Origin of the sequence: Streptomyces sp. CA2R106 (genome assembly GCF_037034245.1) — a bacterium.
Classification (GTDB): domain Bacteria; phylum Actinomycetota; class Actinomycetes; order Streptomycetales; family Streptomycetaceae; genus Actinacidiphila.
Genome location: NZ_JBAGKC010000240.1, coordinates 1 through 213 on the forward strand (window position 1 = coordinate 1; position 213 = coordinate 213).

At 68.1% G+C, this 213-nt stretch carries 1 protein-coding gene; it reads left to right on the top strand.

What is annotated here, in order from left to right; genetic code table 11:
- Positions 1-64 precede the first annotated feature (64 nt).
- On the top strand, positions 65-213 hold a 149-nt coding region (locus tag WA788_RS35925; protein ID WP_443034155.1), incomplete at its 3' end, for an acyltransferase domain-containing protein.

Here is a 213-nt window from a genome sequence, read left to right on the forward strand (position 1 = left end):
TGCGGCGCCGGGTGCGGGTGGGGTGCCGTCGGGTGTGGTGGGTTCGGGTGGTCGTACGGCGTTCGTGTTCGCGGGTCAGGGTGCGCAGTGGGTGGGGATGGGGCGTGAACTGCTGGGTTCTTCGCCGGTGTTCGCGGCGCGTCTGGCGGAGTGTGAGGCGGCTCTTGCTCCGTATGTGGGGTGGTCGTTGTGTGAGGTGTTGATGGGTGTGGT